Below are 20852 nucleotides of genomic sequence, written 5' to 3'. Positions count from 1 at the left end.
GGGAGTGCGCAATGCTTGAACATGGCGGGCGCCTGCGCCGCGCTGCGCAGGCTTACAACATTCCGCTCGCGCACTGGCTGGACCTGTCCACCGGCGTGAGCCCGTTCGCCTGGCCGGTGCCCGCCATTCCGGAACATGCGTGGCAGCGCTTGCCGGAAGACGACGATGGCCTGGCAGAGTGCGCGGCGGCATATTACGGCGCGCCGCAGGTACTGCCGGTGGCCGGCTCGCAGGCGGCGATTCAGGCCTTGCCACTGCTGCGCGCGCCCGGCCGCGTCGGCGTACTTACGCCTGGCTACGCCGAGCATGCACAGGCATGGCGGCGTGCCGGGCATCAGGTCGTGCCGATGAGCGCCGCGCAATTGCTGCACGCGGGTGAGACGCTGGATGTGGCCGTGCTGATTCATCCCAATAATCCATGCGCCGAGTGCTTCGATCCCGACACGCTGCTGCAGCTGCATGCGCGGCTTGCAGCACGCGGCGGGTGGCTGGTGATCGACGAGGCCTTCATGGATGCGACCCCGCAACACAGCGTCTGCGCCTTCAGCCAGCGGCCCGGTCTGGTGGTGCTGCGGTCGGTGGGCAAGTTCTTCGGCATGGCAGGCGCACGTGCGGGCTTTGTCTGCGCAGATCGCGCATTGCTGGATGCCGTGCGCGAACGCTTGGGACCATGGACGCTGAGCGGGCCGGCGCGATGGGCCGTGCAGCAGGCATTGGCCGATACGCCGTGGCAGGTTCAGGCACGTGCGCGTCTGCACGCGGCATCGCAGCGGCTTGCGCAGCTGTTGCATGCGCATGCGATCGTACCTACCGCAGGCACGGCGTTCTTTCAGTGGTGCCAGCACGACGACGCGGCCGCCTTGCACGTCGTGCTGGCGCAACGCGGCATTTTGACGCGGCTGTTCGACACACCGAACAGTCTGCGCTTGGGTCTTCCACCCGACGCCGCGGGCGAGGCGCGCCTGGACGTGGCACTGCGCCAGGTGCTGGCATGAGCGCGCGCGTACTGATGGTGCAGGGCTGCACCTCCGATGCGGGCAAGAGCACGCTGGTGGCCGCGCTGTGCCGGTGGCTGCATCGGCAGGGCATTGCGGTGGCGCCATTCAAGCCGCAGAACATGGCGTTGAATTCGGCAGTGACGGTGGACGGTGGCGAAATCGGCCGCGCGCAGGCATTGCAGGCACAGGCATGCGGGCTGGAGCCGCAGACCGATTTCAACCCGGTGTTGCTCAAGCCCAACAGCGATGCCGGTGCGCAGGTCATCGTGCACGGGCATCCGGTCGCCACCCTGGATGCGGTGGGCTATCACGCCTACAAGGCGACCGCATTCAACGCCGTGTTGGCCTCGCACGTGCGCCTGGTCGAGCGCTTCGATGTGGTGCTGGTGGAAGGTGCCGGCAGCCCGGCCGAGATCAATCTACGCGACAACGACATCGCCAACATGGGCTATGCCGAAGCGGTGGACTGCGCCGTGATCCTGGTGGCCGACATCGACCGCGGCGGCGTGTTCGCTCATCTGGTCGGCACGCTGGCGTTGCTCTCGGCCAGCGAGCGCGCACGCGTTGCCGGTGTTGTGATCAACCGGTTTCGCGGAGATCTGGCGCTGCTGCAGCCCGGCCTGGCGTGGCTGGAGCGCGAAACGGGCAAGCCGGTGCTCGGCGTCCTTCCGTATCTGCACGGCCTGCAGCTGGATGCCGAAGATGCGGTGCCACGCAACGCGCCGCAGAAACCACAGTCGCAATTGCGCGTGGTGGTGCCAGTGCTGCCGCGCATCAGCAATCACACCGATGTCGACGCGTTGCTGGCGCATCCGCAGGTGGATGTGCGCTTGATCGGTCCCGGGCAGACGCCGCCGTGCGATCTGATCCTGCTGCCGGGCAGCAAATCCACCCGGCACGATCTGCAGTGGCTGCGTACGCACGGGTGGGACGCCGCCATTGCCCGTCACCTGCGCTACGGCGGAAAACTGCTTGGCATCTGCGGTGGACTGCAGATGCTGGGCACCCATCTCCACGACCCGGATGGCATCGAGGGGGCAGCGGGCAGCAGCCCCGGTCTTGGGTGGCTGTCGCTGCAAACCACGCTGCAGCCGCACAAGCAACTGCTTCGCGTGCACGGGCGCCTGCTGCTGGGCGATGCCAGTGTCAGCGGCTATGAAATTCACTGCGGTCTCAGCAGCGGCGCCGCATTGGCACGGCCATTGCTGCAGCTGGACGATGGGCGTACCGATGGCGCCATCTCCGACGACGGCCAGGTGCTCGGCACCTATGTGCATGGGGTGTTCGACCACCCGCAGGCACTGGCTGCATTGCTGGCGTGGGCCGGTCTGGCGCAGGCCGCGCCACTGGATCTTGCGGCGCTGCGCGAAGCCAGCCTGGAGCGTCTGGCCGATGCGGTGCACACGCATCTGGATACCGCGGCACTGACACGCCTCATCAGCAGGGAACCGGCATGCAGCAACTGATTCTTGGCGGCGCCCGTTCGGGCAAGAGCGCACTGGCCGAGCGCATCGCGGCAGCGTCCGGGCGCGCAGTGACTTACCTGGCTACAGCGCAAGCCTTCGATGACGAAATGCATCGGCGCATTGCCCATCACCGCAGCGAACGCCCCGCGCATTGGCAGTGCGTGGAAGAGCCCATCGCGCTGGCGGCGACGTTGCAGGCGCATGCCGCGCCGGATCGCTGCGTGCTGGTGGATTGCCTGACCCTGTGGCTGAGCAATCTGCTCGGCCACCCGGATGCAGGCATGTTCGCGCGCGAGCGCGATGCGCTGCTGGCAACGCTGCCGCAGTTGCCGGGGCAGATCCTGCTGGTCAGCAACGAAGTGGGGCAGGGCATCGTGCCGTTGGGCGAACTCACGCGTCGGTTTGTGGACGAGGCTGGCTGGCTGCATCAGGCATTGGCGCTACAGTGCGAGCGTGTGGTGTTGGTGGTGGCAGGATTGCCGATGGTGTTGAAGGAGAGCGCGTGTGAGTAGCGATTGGATTTTTGGTGCCTGCGCAGTGCCGGACGCGCGCATGCGCTCTGCCGCGCTTGCCCGGCAGGAACAGCTGACCAAGCCGCCCGGCGCATTGGGCCGGCTGGAACACCTGGCAGTGCAGCTGGCCGCCTGGCAACGCACCGATCGGCCCGGAGTGCAGCGGGTCTGGATCGCGGTGTATGCCGCCGACCATGGCGTAGCGGCCGAAGGAGTCTCGGCTTTTCCGCAGGCAGTGACCGGCGAGATGGTGCGCAATTTCGCACGCGGTGGCGCCGCCATTGCGGTACTGGCGCGCGAGTTGGGCGCGCGGCTGGAAGTGGTGAATCTGGGCGTGGTCAACGACCCCGGCGACCTACCGCGGGTGCGGCGTGCCTGGATTGCGCCTAGCAGCGCCAATATCTGCGAGCAGCCGGCGATGACGGCCACCCAATTGCGCGATGCGCTCGCCGCCGGCGCCGACAGCATCGCGCAGGCCAAGAGTTGCGATACCCAGCTATTTGTCGGCGGCGAGATGGGCATCGGCAACACCACCGCCGCCGCGGCGCTGGGCTGCGCCTTGCTGTCGCAGTTTCCGCAGGCGATGGCCGGCGCAGGCACCGGCCTGGATGCCGAAGGCATTGCGCACAAGGCCACCGTGATCACGCGTGCGCTGGCCTTGCATGCCGATGCATCGAGCCCGCTGGAGCGTCTGCGCCGGCTGGGCGGATTCGAAATCGCTGCCTTGGTCGGCGCCTATATCGCCGCCGCGCAGGCCGGCATCCCGGTGCTGGTGGATGGCTTCATCACCACGGCGGCGGCACTGGTGGCCACTCGCCTGAATCCCGGCGTGCGCGAGTGGTTGTTGTTCGGGCATCGCTCGCAGGAGCGTGGGCATGCAGCGCTGCTGCGCGCAATGGATGCCGAGCCCTTGCTGCAACTGGACCTGCGTCTGGGCGAAGCCAGCGGCGCGGCGGTGGCGATTCCGCTGCTGCGCAGCGCCTGCGCCTTGCATAACGGCATGGCGACGTTTGCCGAAGCCGGGGTGTCGGACGCATGAGCGCGCAAATCACCTTGTTGCGGCATGGCGACACCGGGCAACGCAGCTATCGCGGCCAGCTCGACGACCCGCTCACCGAACTGGGCTGGCAGCAATTGCGTGCGGCCACTGCCGATGGCACGTGGGACGCAGTCGTGGCGTCCACGTTGCAGCGCTGCGCGTTGTTCGCCACCGAGCTTGCCCACGCGCGTGCCATTCCGCTGCAGCTGGACCGGCGCCTGCGCGAATATCACTTCGGCCGCTGGCAGGGCGTGCCCGTGGCCGACATCGATCGCGACGAAGGGCAAGCGCTGGGCCGCTTCTGGGCCGACCCGCTGCGCCATCCGCCACCGCAGGCCGAACCGTTTACCGACTTCTGCGCGCGCCTGTCGGCCGCGCTCGATGCCATCGTCGCCAGCTACCCGGCACAGCGCGTGCTGGTGGTCACCCACGGCGGCGCCATCCGCGCGTTGCAGTGCCTGGTCGCCGGGAGTGGCTTCGGCCGGATGACCGAACTGGCAGTGCCGCATGCGTCGCTGCATTCGCTGGCCTGGCCGCCGACCGACGCGGCTGGCGGCTTGAGATCGCCGGTCTCATCCACGGCATTGCCACTGGCGCACGACACCGAATGATCGACGGGTTGCTGGCGGCGATCGGGTTCCTGACCCGCATCCCGGTGCCCGCCCGGGTGTTCACGCGCGCAGGCGCGCAGGCGCGCTCGCTGTGCTGGTACCCGCTGGTGGGCGTGTTGCTCGGTGGGGTGGTGTGCGGGTTGGCCTGGTGCCTGCGCGAGGTGGCGCCGTTGCTGGGCGCAGCGCTGCTGTTGAGCGCCTGGGTATGGCTGACCGGCGCGTTGCATCTGGATGGCCTGGCCGACACGACCGATGCGTGGGTCGGCGGCATGGGCGAGCGCGCGCGCACGCTGGCGATCATGAAGGACCCCGCCAGCGGCCCGATGGCAGTCACCGCAGTGGTGCTGGTGTTGCTGCTCAAATGCGCCGCACTGGCCAGCCTGCTGGCGCAGGCGCCGACCACGCTATGGCTGGCGCCGCTACTGGCGCGCAGCGCGCTGGTTGCCGCGTTCCTAAGTACGCCGTATGTGCGCGCCGGCGGGCTGGGCAGCGCGCTGTCGGGCGCCCCGCGTGCAGGCCTGTGGCTGGCGCTGAGCGCCGGCACCGCGGTGTGCATCGTTGCCGGGCTGGCCACCGCGGCGTTGTGCGTTGGTATCACCGCACTGGTGTTCGCACTCTGGCGCCGCGCCTGCCTGCAGCGCCTTGGCGGCATGACCGGCGATACCTGCGGCGCATTGGTGGAACTGACCGAAACGGCCGTGCTGGTGACGCTGGCGCTGTGGTCGGCTTGAACAGGCAGGCGCTGCAGCTGACGCAATCGTCCTCACGACTGATGCCCCAGCCCCCGAGTCGTCTGCGCCTGCGTAGCGGCCGTGGGCGCTGCGACCAACGGCATCCGTCAGCGTGCGTCATCTGTTGAGTTCTCCGGCGCAGGTGCAACGCCAGCGTCGCTCGTGGCTTCCCGGCACTCAGAGAAGTCCCTTGTTTGGTCTATAAGCCTAACGAGGGCATTCCGCAACAAGGCTTAGCATTTCCGACGTCGCTGCAGCACAATCGACCTGGAAGCGCCAGGTTCCGGCAGAAGCTTCAAAATTGCGTACTCAAATTTTGAGAACGTCTTGATATCAGTAACATACGTGCGCGGTAGAACGCGAGTTTGTAAAACGGGTAAGGAAGCGCTCATGACACGACAAATCACAAAACTCGTAATCGGTGCGGGCATGATGGTCATCGCAACGCAAGTCGGGGCCAGCAAGTTTCTGATCGATATGCAAGGTGCAGCCGGAAAGCGTGTCAACGTCTACGCCAGTGACGCAATTATGGACCACACACCGATCAATGCTGATCTCGCAAATCCTGACTCAAGCCGTGTCATTCAGATTGATTTGACGATGGTCTATGAAGCGGTCGACCAACCCCTATGGTTGGAATATCAACTTCAGTTCAAATGCCCCAAGTCGCTTCGGCGCGGCCGTGGCGCACCCAAGCGCAAGGCTGATTCAACCGGCATATTGGACACGCCGGATTCCGTAGAATTCCGGGTGGCCAGCGGCGCAAAGACCATGAAACAGGATCCGGCGATCATCGATCTCCAGCCCACCGATTGGCAAAGCACGACCAGCTACACGATGCGACAGGCATGGAATGTAGCCTGCAACAGTGCCAGCATTGGCGATGCCAAACAAGCTGCGGTGGTCGATCATGTAATTAAGTCCGATACATTGCGAGCGAAACTGGCAGCCATTGGCTTGAATGGACTGGAACTGGTCCCCGCCGGACTGTCGATGAGTTCGCTTGCCGATTTTACCTGGGAAACGCTGTGGTCTGACGTGCCGAAGCCCGCGATCAATGGCGGCCGCAAGCTGACGCCAGCAGAATCGACAGCGCTCAAGGCAAAATTGGCACAAGCGCAGCAACAAGTAGCCGAAGCCCAGGGGAAGGTGCAGGGCAATCTGGCAGCAATGAAGGCCGATATGGACTTTACTCAGACCGCCGCTGAATACCGTGGAAAAAGGCGTTTATCGCGCAGTGAATCGCTCCTGATCCAGGTGTGGCTGGGTAAGACTGAGCAAGAGGTCGTCGCCGCAAACGGCAACCCCGCTGTCCGTCAGGCCGGGATCGCGCGGACGCTCTCTTATGGGCAGGCCTTTGACAATCGCGTCATGTGGCAGAATCTTGTGACCGGCGCGACTTACAATGGCGGCGGTTATAAAAGTTGCAACGTCCGCTATGCGCTAATCCCGGACAGCGCCGGGATGCTGAGGGTTGCCGATGTGAATATCTTCGTTGAGTCAAGTGGCGACACAAGTGGGATGGGTCGCGCCTGCACCGACATCTTGAACGTGCCAAACGGCTGAAGTGATGGTCTATTTTCGAGCCGCGCTCATGCAAGCCGAAAGCTGGCGATACGCCAGCTGCAACTGGACAACTTTTGACCGGAACACCTCTTTCCCCTGAAGCTGGATGGCGAGCTCATTACTGTCCGGCTTTTCCTGTACCGATTTCTGCACGTCGATGGTCAGCAACAACGCCCCACTGCTCTGGCCAGGCATGCTCACATGGGCGGCCTGAACATTCTGCGTAGGGTGGTTGGTGGATGACAACGTGATCGGAGCAATCTCGGGCTTTGTCACCGGGGGGATTGCCTCGCTGATGAACCAAAGAGTGCCATGACCCTTTTTCGCCATCCCAGCGTCGGCGGGACCGCGAAACGACAAGGTGGAATTTGGCGTGATGAAATTAACCGAGCAGTGGTAACCGGTGTTGACGGGTTCGCGTACCAGCACCCAATTGCCCTCAATCCCTTTGTAGAAGGATTCGCTGAACATCGGCTTGTTCGGATCCGCGCCCCCGAGTAACTCAGGGGCGATTTGAGCAGCGCAGGGGCTAGTCCATGCCATGGTGACTACTAAGCCGATCAGCCAATTCTTCATCTGAAATCGTTCTCCATTCGTTGGTCATTGACATACGGTTTCGTGCATTCTTGTCGTGACCCCATGCAAGCGGCTACGGGCCATAGCTTAGCCTTCCAGGATTGCAGTGGGAGTTCTACCCCGTTTTCACGGACACTGACAAGAAGGTCGACTCAGGCCATGATGAGTTGTCCGTGTCAAAGCCTAGGAAGGTCAGTGCCGAGTTCAAGCGCGGTGCGGTTGAGCAACGGTTCCGAGCGTGCAGCTTCCAGCATCCGGCGCCATTCCTGCGCTTGGCAGGCGGTGAGCGACAGCCATGCCAAATCTTCCGGGAGCAGCTCGCGACCCTCGGGGAGTGATCAGGCGATCACCGAGGAAATAGAACCGGTCCGAGGGCTGGTCAGATCTATACGCTGATGCGGGTCGAACTCAATCATGCCGCGATCTCATCCTTGGCCGGGGTCTGAGGGCGCAGGCAAGAGCGGAGCCAGAGGCCAACTGATGGATGGTGCGCTGGCAATTGCTGCCGGTCCGGGGTAATGCTGCCTGGGGGCAGCTAAAACCGCTAGAAAGTTGCGGAAATCGCACCAAACCCGACATGTTGCTCGTCATTGACATGCAAGAAGCCGGAATTTGAGAGGTCTAGCGGGCCATTCAGACCATCCCTAGGAGAATTGCCACTGGGCAACGATCCGTTTGGCTAACGTCTACGAAATTTCTGTACAGCTACTTCGAGTCACCTCAGGAAATTGCGGCAACAGCATATCTGCCTGTGAGCCTGCTGACGCACGCCTGAGGGTTGTTCGTCCGCAATCGGTAAGTCAATGCCCCTCCGTTAGAAACACCATCTGCGGCGGCGGGTGCATCAGGAACTGCTGGTGCGAAATATTCCACGCATAGGCACCGGCCAGCGGGAAGGCCAGGCAATCGCCGGGTGCGAGTGCGGCGACATGCTGGTCGCGTGCCAGCACATCCTTGGGCGTGCATAACTGGCCGACCAGGGTGACCGGCGTGTCGCTGATCACGGGGGTGCGGGTGCCGCGCAATACGCGGAATGGATGATCGTGCGCCTGCGCGGCCGGCGTGCGGAAGTGATGGGTACCACCGCGCGCAACCGCAAACCAGGCGCCGTGGCTGCGTTTGAGATCGAGCACTTCCATCAAGTACCAACCGCAGCTGGCGCTGACATAGCGCCCCGGTTCCAGGCGCAGGCGCAGGTCGGTGCCATGTTCGCCCAGCAGGGCTGGTAGCCCGGCGCAGAAGCCGGCCCAGTCAAACGACGCGTCCGGTGCCCGGTAGTCCACACCGAAGCCGCCACCGGCGTTTACCCGCAGTGGACCAAGCGCATAGGTCTGTCGCCATTGCTGCACGGTGCGCAGGTAGGCGGCCACCAGATGCAGCTGCGCAGCGGCGCTGCGTTGATGCGACATCAGATGGAAATGGAAGCCTTCCAGGCGCAGCGATGGATTGGCCTGCACTCGCCGGATTGCTGCATCCAGATCGCTTGGATCCAGGCCGAACGGCGAGGGTTGCCCGCCCATCATCAAGCGCGTGCTCTGCGCGCCGGGTACGGCGATATTCATGCGCAGGAACACGGGCACGCAGCGGCCGGCGTGCGCTGCAATTGCCGCCAGGCGTTCGAGTTCGCTCAGGCTTTCCACATGCACGGTGCAGTCGGGCAGGGCGGCTGCCTGCGCGAGTTCGGTATCGAGTTTGCCCGGGCCACCGAACAACAACGGTGCCTGCGGTTGCTGCGCATGCAGCCAGGCGAGTTCGCCGCCGGATGCGGCTTCGAAGCCATCCACGTGCGCTGCCAGCGTTTGCAGAATCGGCGGTTCTGCATTGGCTTTGGCCGCATAGAACAGCTCGCACTGCGCCGGCAGCTGTGCACGCATCCAGGCCGCGTGTGCGTCCAATGCCGCCAGATCGTAGACATACGCGCAGATCGGGCCTTCGCAGCGCGCGCGCACCTGCGGCAAGGCCGCAAGCAGTGCGGCGGTATCGATGTGCAGACTCACGCCGCCACCTGCCGCTGCGCCGTGATGCGGGGGATGGGGTTGGGCAGCGCGGTGTAGTCGGATTGGCGGTCGGCACGCTGCCATAGACGGGTACCCAGATTGTTCTTGCCCGGCAGCGGCGCGCCGTCGACCAGACCCTGCAGCGCCGCTTGCGCGCCATGGCGTTGTTGCCAGCGCAGCGCGATCTCGCCCACGCATTGCCATAGCCGCGCTTCGAGTGCGGCATCGCCTTCGCCCAGATGAAAGATCGCCTCGGCCAGATTGTTGACCAGCGCGCAATACGCCACCCGGTTCCAGCCCTGTTCTGGGGTGTAGTACAGCGATTGGCGTGCGCGTTCGCCGACGCCGCGCAGGCGCGCGGCCGGCCAGTGATGGGCGAGCAGCTTGGTGCCTTCCAGGTCGCGGACCCACACCCGCGTCGGCCAGCCGTCGGCAAAGCCGATCACGGTGTTTTGCAGATGCGGTTCCAGCGCGATGCCGTGCTGGAACAGTGCGCTCCACACTCCGTCCAGCAGCAGCCCGGCATAGGTGCGGAACCACAGCAGCGTTGCGGTTCGGTGGTCCATCTGCGCGCTGCCGAGCGCCCGCAGGCGCGCGGCGCACACGCTATTGCCCTGCGCATCGCAGGTGAACAAGGCCGCAGCCACCTGCGGTTGCCAGCGTGCACGTTGCGCGGCGGGAATGTTTTGCCGGTACAGAATGCCGAAGCTCTCCGACAAGGTGCGCGCCGCCAACGGGTCGGCGGCATGCAATGCGGGATCGACCGACGCCACGTCCAGCGAAGTCGCCGCTGGCTCCAGCATCACATCGAAGCCCGGCACCTGTGTGGCCAGGGCACGCCAGCTCGGTGCCAATAGCTCGGTGAGCGCAACCGCGCTCTCCAGTTCGTACCATGCGTTCTTGCGCACGCAGTTGGTGAGCCGCACATGCACCGAGCACTTGAGGAAATACGCAAGTTCCGGGTGGTACAGCGTGCGGACCGACGAGGTGGGCCGCAGTGCATCGCCTAATGGGCCGACCGGCGTAATCAGGCCGCGTGCCTGCAAGCTGCGCAGCAAGGGGGCGTCGAGCAGCCGCTGCGCTTCCCAGGGGTGGCAGGGATAGAGATCGTCGCTGCCGCTGAGCTGCTTTAATGTCGCGCGCACGTCGCGTCCCTGGATGCGCAGCAGGCGCGGGTCGATGCGGAACCAGAACAGCTGGAACGACGCGCGCGCTTCCGGTGCGCAGGCCAGCACCTGATCCAGATCCACGCCTTCGCGGCTCTTGGGCGTCGGGTGCAATGCATGCCCCCACAGCATCGATTGTTCGGCGTCGATCATCGCCTCGCCGGTGGCGGCGGCGACCTGGGCCTGGCGCAATAACGCAGCGGTGACGGCCACGCTATTGGCGCTTTGCGCCAACAGCTCCGGGTTGATGTCCCGCGCGCTGCCCAGGGCCTGCAACAGGCAGCGTGCCAGCGCCTGCGCATCCAGGCTATGCCACGGCTTGCCGGCGCTCTTGAGAAACGGCGCAGAGGCGAACCGGCAGCGGCCCAGGCGATCGGCATAGGCGATGCGCACGCACAGCGTACCGACCTCGCCCAGATCGATGCGCAGCCAGCGTTGTTCGGCCACGCGCGGGCCGGGTCGATCCAGCCCGCGATAGTCGAACTGCACCGCACGCTGCGGAATCGCGAATTCGCGCAGATAGCAGTTCAACCAGCAGCTGCAGGCCTGCGCGTCGGCCATGCTGTCGTACCAGGGGTCATGCATCGTGTGCGGCGACATCGGCAGTTCTCCTCGAAGGAAAGCGCACCAGAACGGTGAGCGCAGCAACGGTCGCGGCCAGTGCCGCAGCCAGGAAAGGGGTAGCGGGGCCGGACGCCTGTGCCAATGCGCCGGCAGCGGCACCGGCGAACACGCCGGCCCATTTGCCACAGGCATCGAAGCGACCGAACAGGCGCCCGGCGCCATGCCCGCTGGCAATGTGCGCCAGGCTGCGGTTGAGCCCACGCAGCCCGAACAACATGCCGAAGCCAAACAACAGCCGCGCTGCCGCCAATGTGACGGCATCGTGCAACAGCGCCTGCCACACGCAGGCCACCGCAAACAACGCCAGGCCCGGCACCAGCCACGCCTCGCTATCGCCGCGTCGCCACCAGGGCAGCACCACCAGATAGACCAGATGCGGCAGGCTGTAGAGCAAACCGGCAAGCGCATCGTGGCCGGCGCCGCGCGCAAGCGCATACGGGATGAAATACGGGAATGTCACCACCATCGCAAAGCAGAACAAGAACTGTGCGAGCAGCAGAGCTGGCCACAACGGCGCGGCATGGGGGCGCGGCGATGCAGGCGATGGAGCTGCGTGCCTGGAAGACGTGGCAGCCTTGCCGGCAGTGTGTTCTCGCGCAGCAGGCCGATCGGCCGGCAGTCGCCACGTCAACGCAAACGCCATCAATGGCAGCAACGCCAGTGCGCGATACAGCGATTGCGCAGGACCCAGCGCCAGTGCCATGCCCAGCAGTGCCGGTGCGCTCACCATGGCAAGGCGGGCCGAATACTGTGTCCAGTCCAATGCACGCGCCAACGGGCCGGCCTGCGGCTGGCTGGCCAGATACGCATTGGCCGCCGCCAGCGAGCCGCCGCAGGTGCCTTGCACGACCAGGCCGATCACCAGCCAGGTCAGCGACGGCGCGAAGCCGGCAATCGCAAAGCCCAGCGCCAGGCCCAGTTGTGCGCGCAGCAGCGAACGTTTGCGTCCATGGCGGTCCGCCCAACGCCCCCAGCTGCTTGCCGTCAGTGCAGTGCAGAGCGTGGGCAAGACATACAGCACGCCGCTCCAGCCCACCGCGGCCGATGGTGCGAGTTCGGCCAACACCTGCGGCAGAAACAGCGGCATGCCCAACGCCGTGAATGCCGCCAGATAATGCGCAGCCAGCACCGGACCCAGGATGCGCCTCATCGCGGCACGCCCGCTTGCCTGCGCGGCGGTTGTCGCGTATCGGCGAACGCATCGCCGAATGGATTGGGCGCGCTGTCGCCGTAGAACTTGTTGATGTCGGTGGCGCCGGTGACGTGCTTGCTGAGCAGGCTGCCGGCGCTGAGCAGGTATTTCACCGGCAGCCGTGGCGCAGCCAACAGCCGGCGCGCAGGGCCGGTATCGATGCCATCGGCGTCCAGTTGCGCCAGCGTCGCAGCGAACTGGTCCTGCAGCTGCGCGTATAACGGTGCGCGCAATGCGGGTTGCCATTCGGCCAGGCCTTCCAGCACCGCCTGCAGATCCAGCTGGAGCACGATCGTGCAGAACATCTGCGTCAACGCCTGCGGATCGTCCACCGCAATACGCGCATCCTGCAGCGGGCCCATTGCATCCGGCTCCGGCAGCGCCGCGCGCAACTGGGGCAGCGCAATCCGCGCAGCGTCGTTGTCCTTCATCAACAGGCGCGTGGCTTGGCCATCGGCATACACCAGCACGCTGTTTTGCTGATTGGCTTCCAGTGCAATGCCATAACGCAGCCACAGGCGCAGATGTACGGCAAGCAGCAGTTCGGTGTAGTCGCGCCACCAATGCAGCACGTCGCCATGCGCAAAACGCTCGGCAAGATGGATCGCCATCGGGCGGCCATCGGGCATGGGCGCGCATAGCGCAGCCACCGGGACCAGCGTGGCATCGTCAAGCGCTGGGTAACGCCGCACCAGATAGGCCAGATGCCGCGTCTGCCCGACATGCCCGCCGTGCGACTCGTCGACGAACACGCAGCGGCCTTGCACTGCAGGATCCAGCGCATCGATGCGCCGCAACGCGCGCTCCATCCAGTGCCCGTCATACAGCGTGGACGGCTTGATCAAACGCAGGTTGAGGGCGCCCAGCGTGCGCATCGGAATGGGCAATTTGAGATGCAGGTGTGGATGCCGCAGCGGCACCAGCGTGCGCACCGACAGCGTCGGGCGCACGTCCAGCCAGGCGTTGGGCGCTCGCAGCACGTCCTCGGGCAGTGCGAAGCCCTCCTGCTCCAGGCGCTCCCACACCAGCGGATGCACCGGCCAGGGCAGATGCGTGGCGGCCAACTCGGGCGGCAGGCCCAGGCTGGCGAAATCCGGCCACAGCTCGGCCGGCGGGGCGCTGGTGCATTGCGCCAACGCCTGCGGAACCGCCAGCCAACGCAGCGCGAAGGTCGGCGCGAATTCCGGCGCGTAGTGGCGCAGCTCGGCCGCATCCAGCCCGGCCTTGGCGCGCGCGGTGGGATAGAACGGATGGTCGCGGTAGCTGGCCAGTTGGTCGCAGCGGTAGGCACGCTCGGCGGCATCGCGGTGATGCAGCGCAGTGCGCAACGCCGGTGCCTGCGCGTGGTAGGCCTGCCGCGCCAGCCCGCGGTGCGCGGCGGCGCAGTCGGCTTCGTCGGCGTAGGCGCGATGCAGCTGTTGCGTTTCGCTGTCGAGTTCTGCGCTCAGGCGGTGCAGCCAGGCGTGCGCGCCACGTTCGACATGCACGCTGTCGTCGCTGCGCACAATCCAGCTGTCGCCGCAGGCACCGATGTCCTGCAGCACGCCTTGACGATGGATCGGCAGCCACATCGTGCCGCCGGGCAGGTGAGCGATGCGCCACCATCCATGCACCGGGCTGGGGTCGGTCCACTGCGCCAGCACCTGCGCATCCGGCACCGCCGCACTGCCGCGGGTCGCAATCCCACGCAGGTCTTCGCGCAGGCAGGCATCGATGATGCGGGTGGCGATGTAGCGTTGGTCGGCCATGCTGCTCATGCGCGCAGTTCCGCGCCGTCGATGCGCCACTGCAGGCCCGCTTCGGCCTGCACCACTGCGTGTTGCAGTGTCTGCGCATCGCGTGCCAACGCACTCAGCACGCCCAGGTAATCCTTGTTGGAATGGCTCAGGCGGATGCGCTCGCCCGGTGCGCGCATCCGCCGGTACTGCACGTCGCTGTGCGCATCGCGCTGGCGGCGGTCTTCGCTGGCGGCGACCAATTCGCCGTCGTGTTCGGCCACGTAGTAGCGCAGCAAAGCATGCGCATGGGCACTGCGGAGCTGTGGCAACGGCAGGCCCAGATGCGGTGCCAGCGCCGCGTTGAACCATTGCTTGGAAAACATCTCGTCGAGCAGGAATTCGCGCCGATCGCCGATGCTGCGGTAATTGATTTCCACCAGCACCGGGCCATCGGCGGTGAGGATGAATTCGCTATGGCACAGCCCGAAGCCGACACCGAACGCGCGCAGCTGTTGCAGCGCCTGCGCGATCACCGGCGTGTCCGCGTTGGCATCCCACTGCGCTTCGCATTCGACGAAATGCGGCGGCGGCGACAATCGCACCTTGAAGCCGCCGATGGCTTGCAGGTGCTTGCCATCGCCCAGCGTTTCCAGCGTAAACAGCGCACCTTCCAGCATGCTTTCCAACAGCACGGTGCGCTGCGGATGGCGCTGCCATCCATCGTCCAGGTACGCCTGCAATTGCGCTGCATCGGTGCAGCAGCGCACATCCAGGCTCGCCACGCCCTCGCGGGGCTTGGCCACCACAGGCCATGGAATCTGGGCCGGCAACGCCGCGCCCGGCGCCAGCGTGCAAAACCACGGGCAGGGCAGTCCACGCGCACGCAAGCGTTGGCGCATCGCAGCCTTGTTCTTGGCGGCGTAGCACACCTGCCAGTCCTTGCCCGGCAGGCCAAGCGCTGCGGCCACCAGCGCGGTGCTGGTCTGCAGATGGTCGCTATTGCTGAACACCGCGCGCGGGGTGATGTCTGCATCGTGCAGTACGTCGAGGACGCCGAGCGGATTGAACACATCGCATTCGATCACCCGCTGCGGTGCATGGGCGGGATGCTCGCGGAAATAGGCCAGGTGATCGAGCCGGTGGTCGGTCAGCAACCATACGGGCAGGCCCAGCGCGCGCGCGGCGGGCAGGAAACCTTCGGTGATGGCCGGATGGCAGACATGGGTGAGGATCACCAACGGTGCAGCGGATGTCGCAGTCATGGCAGCTCTCGTTCGACAGGACGGTGGGGGAAACCGGTACTGAACGGGCTGCCTGGCGCCATGGCGGCGTTGGGTGGCCTGCGATACGTCGATCGCATGCCGCGTGCTGCGGCAATGATGCGTGCCTCATGCACGCCGTGTTGTCTTGGCGGCTGTCAGTACGACCGCCGTCGCTTCGCGCGCAACCTACGCCTGTGTGCGTCGGTCGTGTGCAGCGCTTGCCAGGTGATGCAGGTTCAAAACGTGTACTCCAGTCCGGCAGTGACGGTGCGCGCAGGCGCGGCCTGACGCCCCCAGGGGCTGGTGTCCACGCCACGGAACCAGTATTGCCGGTCGAACAGGTTGTTGATCGCCAACGATGCGCTGAACTTCTGTCCATCGCGTTCGAACAAGGTATGGCTCACTTGCGTGTTCCACACCATGTAGGCCGGCAACTGACCCACCGAAGCGATGGCATTCTCCTGCACGGTGTTGGCAGCGTCGCTGAAGGCCTTGCTGAAGTAATAGCCGGAAAGCGCGACAGTGGTGTGACCAAGCGCGTAAGTGCCGCCCAGCGTGATCTGGTTGCGCGAGGTGTAAGGCACGCGCAAGCCGCGGAATGCACCCGATTCCTGGCTGGCATCCAGATAGGCATAACTGGCGTTGAGGGTGAGCGCACGCAGTTGCTCCGGGCTCCATTGCAGTTCCAGCTCGCCACCTTGATGGCGGGTCTTGCCGAGATTGCGGAACACGCGCGTGGTGTTGTCGAGCTGAATCTGCTGATCGAAATCGATGAGGTAGCCGCCCAGCTGGACACGTGTCCGCTCGTTGGGCTGATAGCGCGCGCCCGCCTCGTAATTCCATGCCAGTTCGGCATCCAGGTTGTTGCCGAAGATGATCTGGGTGACCTGCGGCGCACGCATCGAACGCTGCCCGTCGGCGTAGAAAAACCATTGCTCGTTTGCCTGGAAGCCCAACGTCAGCCCCGGCAGGACATCGCGCGTCTGGTTGAGCGTGCTGACGCCGGTGGCGCGATTGAAATAGCGCGAATCCAGGCGTTCGTAGCGCAGGCCCGGCGTAATCGTCACGCGCTCGCCCGGCAGGGTGATGGCGTTGCTGAGGTATGCGGCCAACGCGCGGTCTTCGAACCGCCAATCGCGCACGGTGGTGAACAGCCCGTCGCGCAGACGCAGATTGCCCACCAGAAAATCGATGTCCTCGCGCACTGCACGCACCCCGGCTGTCCACTGCTGACGCACGCCACCGGCATCGCCCATGCTCCAGCTCAGCCGTGGCTCGCTGCCGACCACGCGGAAATCGCGCGGTGCGGTCTGGCGCAGTTGCGGCGGCAGGTCCGAGCGCCACGTTTCGGTGGAGGCCTGGCGCATGCCGACAATGAAATTGCGACTGCTGCGTGCACTGAAGTTGCTCCAATCCAGGCGCACCTCCTGCATCGGACCCCAATCGCCCAGCAGCTGTTCGTAGCTCAGCGACGCACGTGTGGTGCGGCCGTTGAAGCTGTCCAGCGGGCGGGTGGACTGGCGCGGGTCGCGCCGGTAATCGTCCGGACTGAGGGCACCGGCCAGGTCCATGTCGACCAGATAACGCTGCACGCTGGCCTTGAGCAGCTTGGTGTCGTCCAGCCACCATTCGGCACGGACGCGCAGATTGCTGATGTCGGTGTCGCTATGCGCGCGCCAGTACTCGCCATAGGTGCGATTGGCATCGACCTGCATCCCGAAGTTATCGGTGAGATATCCGCCGCTGCTGAGCGCACTGTCCTGCAGGAACCGGCCCTGGCCGCCGGCAGTGACCTTGTGCGCCAGCGTGGTGCTCCACGCGCTCGGGATCTCCTTGCTGACCAGGTTGATCACCCCGCCCACGTTGTTCGGCCCGTACTGCACCGCCGCGCCGCCGCGCACGATGTCGATGCGGTCGATCTGGCTCAGTCCTACCGGAAACAGCGACAGGCTGGTCTGCCCATACGGGGCCAACGCCAATGGAATGCCGTCTTCGAGCACCTGCACGCGACCGCTGCGGCTTTCGTACAGACCGCGCAGCATCAGCTGCGGCAGTGCGCCGGTGCCGGTTTCGTCGAAGATCTTGATGCCGGGCACGCGCTGCAATGCATCGTCCAGAGAACGGTTGCCGCCATTGCGCAACTGCTCGCGGTCGATCACCTGGCGGCTGCCGGCATAACGCTGCACATCGTCGGGTTTGGAGCGACCGAGCAGGCTGCCTTGCACCTGGATCGCATCCAGTGCACGAATCGGCGTGCCGCCACCGCTGGCATCAAGCGCATCGGTCGTCGGCGTATCGCTTGCGCGCGCCAGCTGCGGCAGCGTCAGCGTGCTCGCCGCAATAGCGATGGCCAGGGCGTGGAGACGGAACGTCGACATCTACGGCGTGCTCCTGCAGGCGGGAGGTGATTGGAGGACGGCAAGGCTGGCCAAATGGCCGCGCAGGGCGCGTTGGATCAGCGCGCGGTCTTCGCCGGCCAGCAGCCAGCGCAGCTCTGGCTGCTGCAGCCAGTGCGCACGCTGCGCGTCAGTGCGCGGGTTGGGGCAGAACGGGACTTTTGCAGCAACGCACTGCGCATGCAGTTGCAGCAGCAATTCCCACACCTGCGGGTGGGTGGGCTGCGGGCCCAGACCCAGATCCAGCGCAAGATCCAGCGCACCTTCCATCACCAGGGCCACGCCTGGGATGGCAAGAATCTCCGGCAGGGCAGCCACGCCGGCGGCGCTTTCGATCATCGGCACGATACGGGTGTTCGCATTGGCATGCGCGATGTAGGTGGGCAGATCGACATTGCCAAAGCCGGTGACACGGCCGCCGGTGATGCCGCGCCGGCCCAGCGGCGGGAAGCGCGCCGCGGCGATGGCGTCGCCGATCTGCGCCGCAGACTCGGTACGCGGAATCACGATTCCGCGCGCGCCGGCATCCAGCACGCGGCCAATCAGTTTTTCGTCCACCTCCGGCACGCGCACCCAGGCCTCGCAGCCCGACAACTCGCAGGCGCGGATGGCATGCTCCAGCGTGTCGGGCGCGTGCAGCACATGCTCCAGATCGAGCACCACGAAGCCATAGCCGAGGCGGCCCAGCAACTCGCAGAGCTGCACGCTTGGCAATGCATTGAGGATGCCGACTGCAACCGCCATGGAAGAGGCCGCCGAGGAAACGGGCGCTCATCCTGCACTTGATGGGAATGATTATCAAGTGTGTCTAGCGGTCTTTTTGGGTAACCACTGCGGCGTGATTCCGATGGGTTAGCTTGGAGCCTGTAGACAGTCATCCCCCACACCCGGATCGTTGCTGCGCACTTGGAACTGTTCAACAGCACGTGTCTTACGCCGAACCCAATGTTGTTGCTGCCCAGGAAACGCCGTAGCCTTGAGGAAACAAGGCGTTTATCGGCCAACCACTATGTACCGCACTTCAGCCGCGCTGCTATACATCTCTCTGACGATTTCGCTGTGCGCGTGCGGAGCAAAGGAGACCACGATGCAATCGAGGGACGCGCAGGCGCGCGACGAAGACGGCGATCCGATCTATCGGAAGAACCAGCATCCGAAGCAGGCCTATAGGGTGACCATGACCATTGAGAATGCGCCGGGGCCGTTTGGGGCTGCGTCAGCTAAAGCGTTTTACGACATGAAGGATCGTGATCAGTGCGCGCCATTCGATGCTTCATTGGGGATGTCGACAAAGCCAAAAGAACACGCGATACCTGTTTCTTTTCAGAAGATCAACGATACGGTTTTCACGGCGATGATTTATATGGATGGCATGGTCGATGCTGACTACTACGGCAAGGGCGTCTGCCACTGGGAATTTGGAGGTTTCGGTGTTTCCCTGAAGGCGACAGGTGGCAGGGCGGAAACAGCTTTCTCGCCTAGTCTAGAAAAAAAATACTTTGACGAACTTAAGCAAAAAACAACTTTTTTTTGGTCAGGGGGGTATCCCAGGAGTAATTTGGAAGACTATGTCGATTTTGGCGAAGAGTCTGCTGACAAATACGCAGAGCCAAATCGAAGTAACTTATTTCGTATAAATCTCAAGGCGGAAAGGGCGCCCCATGAGTCTCACCAGCCAGCAGTACGCCGCACTGACCCGCGATGGCTACGACAAGCCTGAAGATACCGGAGAGCGAAGCGCTGTTGTAAATATCGGCGGTCTACCTGTCCGACGTTTGCAATACGTGGACAAGCCGTCAGGCTACCAAGGCGTCATCTACGAGAGAGCCGATACCAGGGAAATAGTGGTTGTCCACCGAGGAAGCGAGTTTGATCGCCAGCCCTTACTGGACGGTGCACTGGCCGACGGTGGGATGGTCGCGACTCGCCACAATGCGCAGGTAGCAGACGCCATCACGTTTACGCAGCGCGCCTTGAAATATGCAGAGCAAAAGCATCTCAGTACCGGTCTACCAATCCCCGATGTGACGGTTGCTGGCCACTCGCTCGGTGGCAATTTGGCACAAGTCACTGCGCATCACTTCGGCCTTAAGGGGCAGACCTTCGACGCCTACGGCGCGGTCAGTCTGGATCGGCGGATTCCGGAAGGCGGCAGCGATGTGATCAATCACGTTATGGCCGGCGATGCAGTCAGCGCCGCAAGCCGCCATTACGGCCAAGTCAAGGTCTATGCCATACCGCAGGAAATTGCTGTCCTAAAGGCCGCGGACTACGTCAACGACCGCAGTGCGCTGGACGCGCGTGATCCGCTTTCGGCGGCTGTCAGGTTGGGTGAATCGCATCGCATGCATAACTTCCTGCCAGTCGATGGGGCCGGCAAAGCGGATACCTCCGTCTTGGAAGACCCTTCAACGCAGCAGCTCGCTCGGCGGTACGCGCCGATGATCGAGAAGTATCGCGGCGACATCGAGACGCTACGGTCCGGCTTGACGGTGTACTCGCGTGGAATCCCTGGGCTGGCCCGCGATGGGGTCGATCACCTGCGCGGTCCGTTGGAACCGGGAACAGGACGTCGAGAGATGGATGCGCCGACCTGGCAACAGCAGATGCAGCAATTCCAGCATGACCGCGAGCGCAGCCATGTGCCGCAGGCGTGGCAGGTGCCGCTCAAGGGAGAGGCGCAGGGAGCGCATGATGCGCGTGCGATGTCGCCGACTCACAGCGGAAATATGCCCTCGTTGAAGGACGACCCAAGCGCATTTCTCGATCGCATGTTGGCCGCCGCACAGAGCGGCGACCGTGATCAGTTCCGTCAGATGACGCAGAGCCTTGCCAATGAGCCGCATGGCCGCGCATTGCACGCCGAGGCCGTCGAGACGGTGAACCAGCAGGAACAGCAGGCGGCCCGGCAGGCGATGCAGGCACAGCGGCAACAGGCCGAGTCGCAGCAGCAAGAGACCATGCGCATCGGCGCACGCAGCCTGTAGTCGTCATCACC

The 20852-nt window shown here is 64.7% G+C and carries 17 protein-coding genes; 9 read left to right on the top strand and 8 right to left on the bottom strand.

What is annotated here, in order from left to right:
• Nucleotides 1-11: 11 nt before the first annotated feature.
• From cobD to HLH45_RS20105, 7 genes are all read left to right on the top strand, one after another.
• Nucleotides 12-995 carry a threonine-phosphate decarboxylase CobD gene (gene cobD / locus HLH45_RS20135; RefSeq protein WP_008571053.1) on the top strand — a complete coding sequence of 328 codons (984 nt, stop codon included), beginning with the start codon at nucleotides 12-14 and terminating at the stop codon, nucleotides 993-995.
• Nucleotides 992-2464, top strand: coding sequence for a cobyric acid synthase (locus tag HLH45_RS20130; RefSeq protein WP_008571055.1), 1473 nt, complete (start codon nucleotides 992-994; stop codon nucleotides 2462-2464). The genes cobD and HLH45_RS20130 overlap by 4 nt, the downstream gene beginning before the upstream one ends.
• Nucleotides 2452-2976, top strand: a complete 525-nt coding sequence (gene cobU / locus HLH45_RS20125) for a bifunctional adenosylcobinamide kinase/adenosylcobinamide-phosphate guanylyltransferase (RefSeq protein WP_008571057.1) — start codon at nucleotides 2452-2454, stop codon at nucleotides 2974-2976. The genes HLH45_RS20130 and cobU overlap by 13 nt, the downstream gene beginning before the upstream one ends.
• Nucleotides 2969-4015 carry a nicotinate-nucleotide--dimethylbenzimidazole phosphoribosyltransferase gene (gene cobT / locus HLH45_RS20120; RefSeq protein WP_014090830.1) on the top strand — a complete coding sequence of 349 codons (1047 nt, stop codon included), beginning with the start codon at nucleotides 2969-2971 and terminating at the stop codon, nucleotides 4013-4015. The genes cobU and cobT overlap by 8 nt, the downstream gene beginning before the upstream one ends.
• Nucleotides 4012-4626: a histidine phosphatase family protein gene (locus HLH45_RS20115; RefSeq protein WP_008571059.1), complete on the top strand. Its 615-nt coding sequence runs from the start codon at nucleotides 4012-4014 to the stop codon at nucleotides 4624-4626. Before cobT ends, HLH45_RS20115 begins: the two co-directional genes overlap by 4 nt.
• Complete coding sequence (locus HLH45_RS20110) at nucleotides 4623-5357, top strand: adenosylcobinamide-GDP ribazoletransferase (protein WP_008571060.1); 735 nt, start codon at nucleotides 4623-4625, stop codon at nucleotides 5355-5357. Before HLH45_RS20115 ends, HLH45_RS20110 begins: the two co-directional genes overlap by 4 nt.
• Nucleotides 5358-5786: 429 nt before the next feature.
• On the top strand, nucleotides 5787-6923 hold the full coding sequence (locus HLH45_RS20105) for a hypothetical protein (protein ID WP_008571061.1): 1137 nt from the start codon (nucleotides 5787-5789) through the stop codon (nucleotides 6921-6923).
• A 9-nt stretch (nucleotides 6924-6932) separates the two neighbouring features.
• Here the strand turns inward: HLH45_RS20105 and HLH45_RS20100 are convergent, their stop codons facing one another.
• From HLH45_RS20100 to HLH45_RS20065, 8 genes are all read right to left on the bottom strand, one after another.
• A complete protein-coding gene (locus tag HLH45_RS20100; protein WP_008571062.1) occupies nucleotides 6933-7499 on the bottom strand; it encodes a hypothetical protein in 567 nt (188 codons plus the stop codon).
• A gap of 800 nt (nucleotides 7500-8299) precedes the next feature.
• The gene (locus tag HLH45_RS20095) at nucleotides 8300-9496 is read right to left on the bottom strand and encodes a type III PLP-dependent enzyme (protein ID WP_008571064.1); all 1197 of its coding nucleotides are present in this window, start codon (nucleotides 9494-9496) and stop codon (nucleotides 8300-8302) included.
• A complete protein-coding gene (locus HLH45_RS20090) occupies nucleotides 9493-11262 on the bottom strand; it encodes an IucA/IucC family protein (protein WP_008571065.1) in 1770 nt (589 codons plus the stop codon). Before HLH45_RS20090 ends, HLH45_RS20095 begins: the two co-directional genes overlap by 4 nt.
• Nucleotides 11240-12436, bottom strand: a complete 1197-nt coding sequence (locus HLH45_RS20085) for an MFS transporter (RefSeq protein WP_008571066.1) — start codon at nucleotides 12434-12436, stop codon at nucleotides 11240-11242. The genes HLH45_RS20090 and HLH45_RS20085 overlap by 23 nt, the downstream gene beginning before the upstream one ends.
• Nucleotides 12433-14235: an IucA/IucC family siderophore biosynthesis protein gene (locus HLH45_RS20080; RefSeq protein WP_008571067.1), complete on the bottom strand. Its 1803-nt coding sequence runs from the start codon at nucleotides 14233-14235 to the stop codon at nucleotides 12433-12435. The genes HLH45_RS20085 and HLH45_RS20080 overlap by 4 nt, the downstream gene beginning before the upstream one ends.
• Complete coding sequence (locus tag HLH45_RS20075) at nucleotides 14232-15458, bottom strand: ATP-grasp domain-containing protein (protein ID WP_008571068.1); 1227 nt, start codon at nucleotides 15456-15458, stop codon at nucleotides 14232-14234. Before HLH45_RS20075 ends, HLH45_RS20080 begins: the two co-directional genes overlap by 4 nt.
• Before the next feature lie 236 nt (nucleotides 15459-15694).
• Nucleotides 15695-17836, bottom strand: coding sequence for a TonB-dependent receptor family protein (locus HLH45_RS20070; protein ID WP_008571070.1), 2142 nt, complete (start codon nucleotides 17834-17836; stop codon nucleotides 15695-15697).
• Nucleotides 17837-18598, bottom strand: coding sequence for an HpcH/HpaI aldolase family protein (locus tag HLH45_RS20065; RefSeq protein WP_008571072.1), 762 nt, complete (start codon nucleotides 18596-18598; stop codon nucleotides 17837-17839).
• A gap of 343 nt (nucleotides 18599-18941) precedes the next feature.
• Here HLH45_RS20065 and HLH45_RS20060 point away from each other — a divergent pair, with 343 nt between their 5' ends.
• Both HLH45_RS20060 and HLH45_RS20055 read left to right on the top strand, forming a co-directional pair.
• Nucleotides 18942-19574 carry a hypothetical protein gene (locus HLH45_RS20060; protein WP_046931919.1) on the top strand — a complete coding sequence of 211 codons (633 nt, stop codon included), beginning with the start codon at nucleotides 18942-18944 and terminating at the stop codon, nucleotides 19572-19574.
• On the top strand, nucleotides 19516-20841 hold the full coding sequence (locus tag HLH45_RS20055) for a DUF6792 domain-containing protein (RefSeq protein ID WP_033478387.1): 1326 nt from the start codon (nucleotides 19516-19518) through the stop codon (nucleotides 20839-20841). The genes HLH45_RS20060 and HLH45_RS20055 overlap by 59 nt, the downstream gene beginning before the upstream one ends.
• Nucleotides 20842-20852: the final 11 nt, after the last annotated feature.

Origin of the sequence: Xanthomonas euvesicatoria, assembly GCF_013112235.1 — a bacterium.
GTDB lineage: Bacteria > Pseudomonadota > Gammaproteobacteria > Xanthomonadales > Xanthomonadaceae > Xanthomonas > Xanthomonas euvesicatoria.
This window is presented reverse-complemented; position numbering and strand designations above follow the sequence as displayed.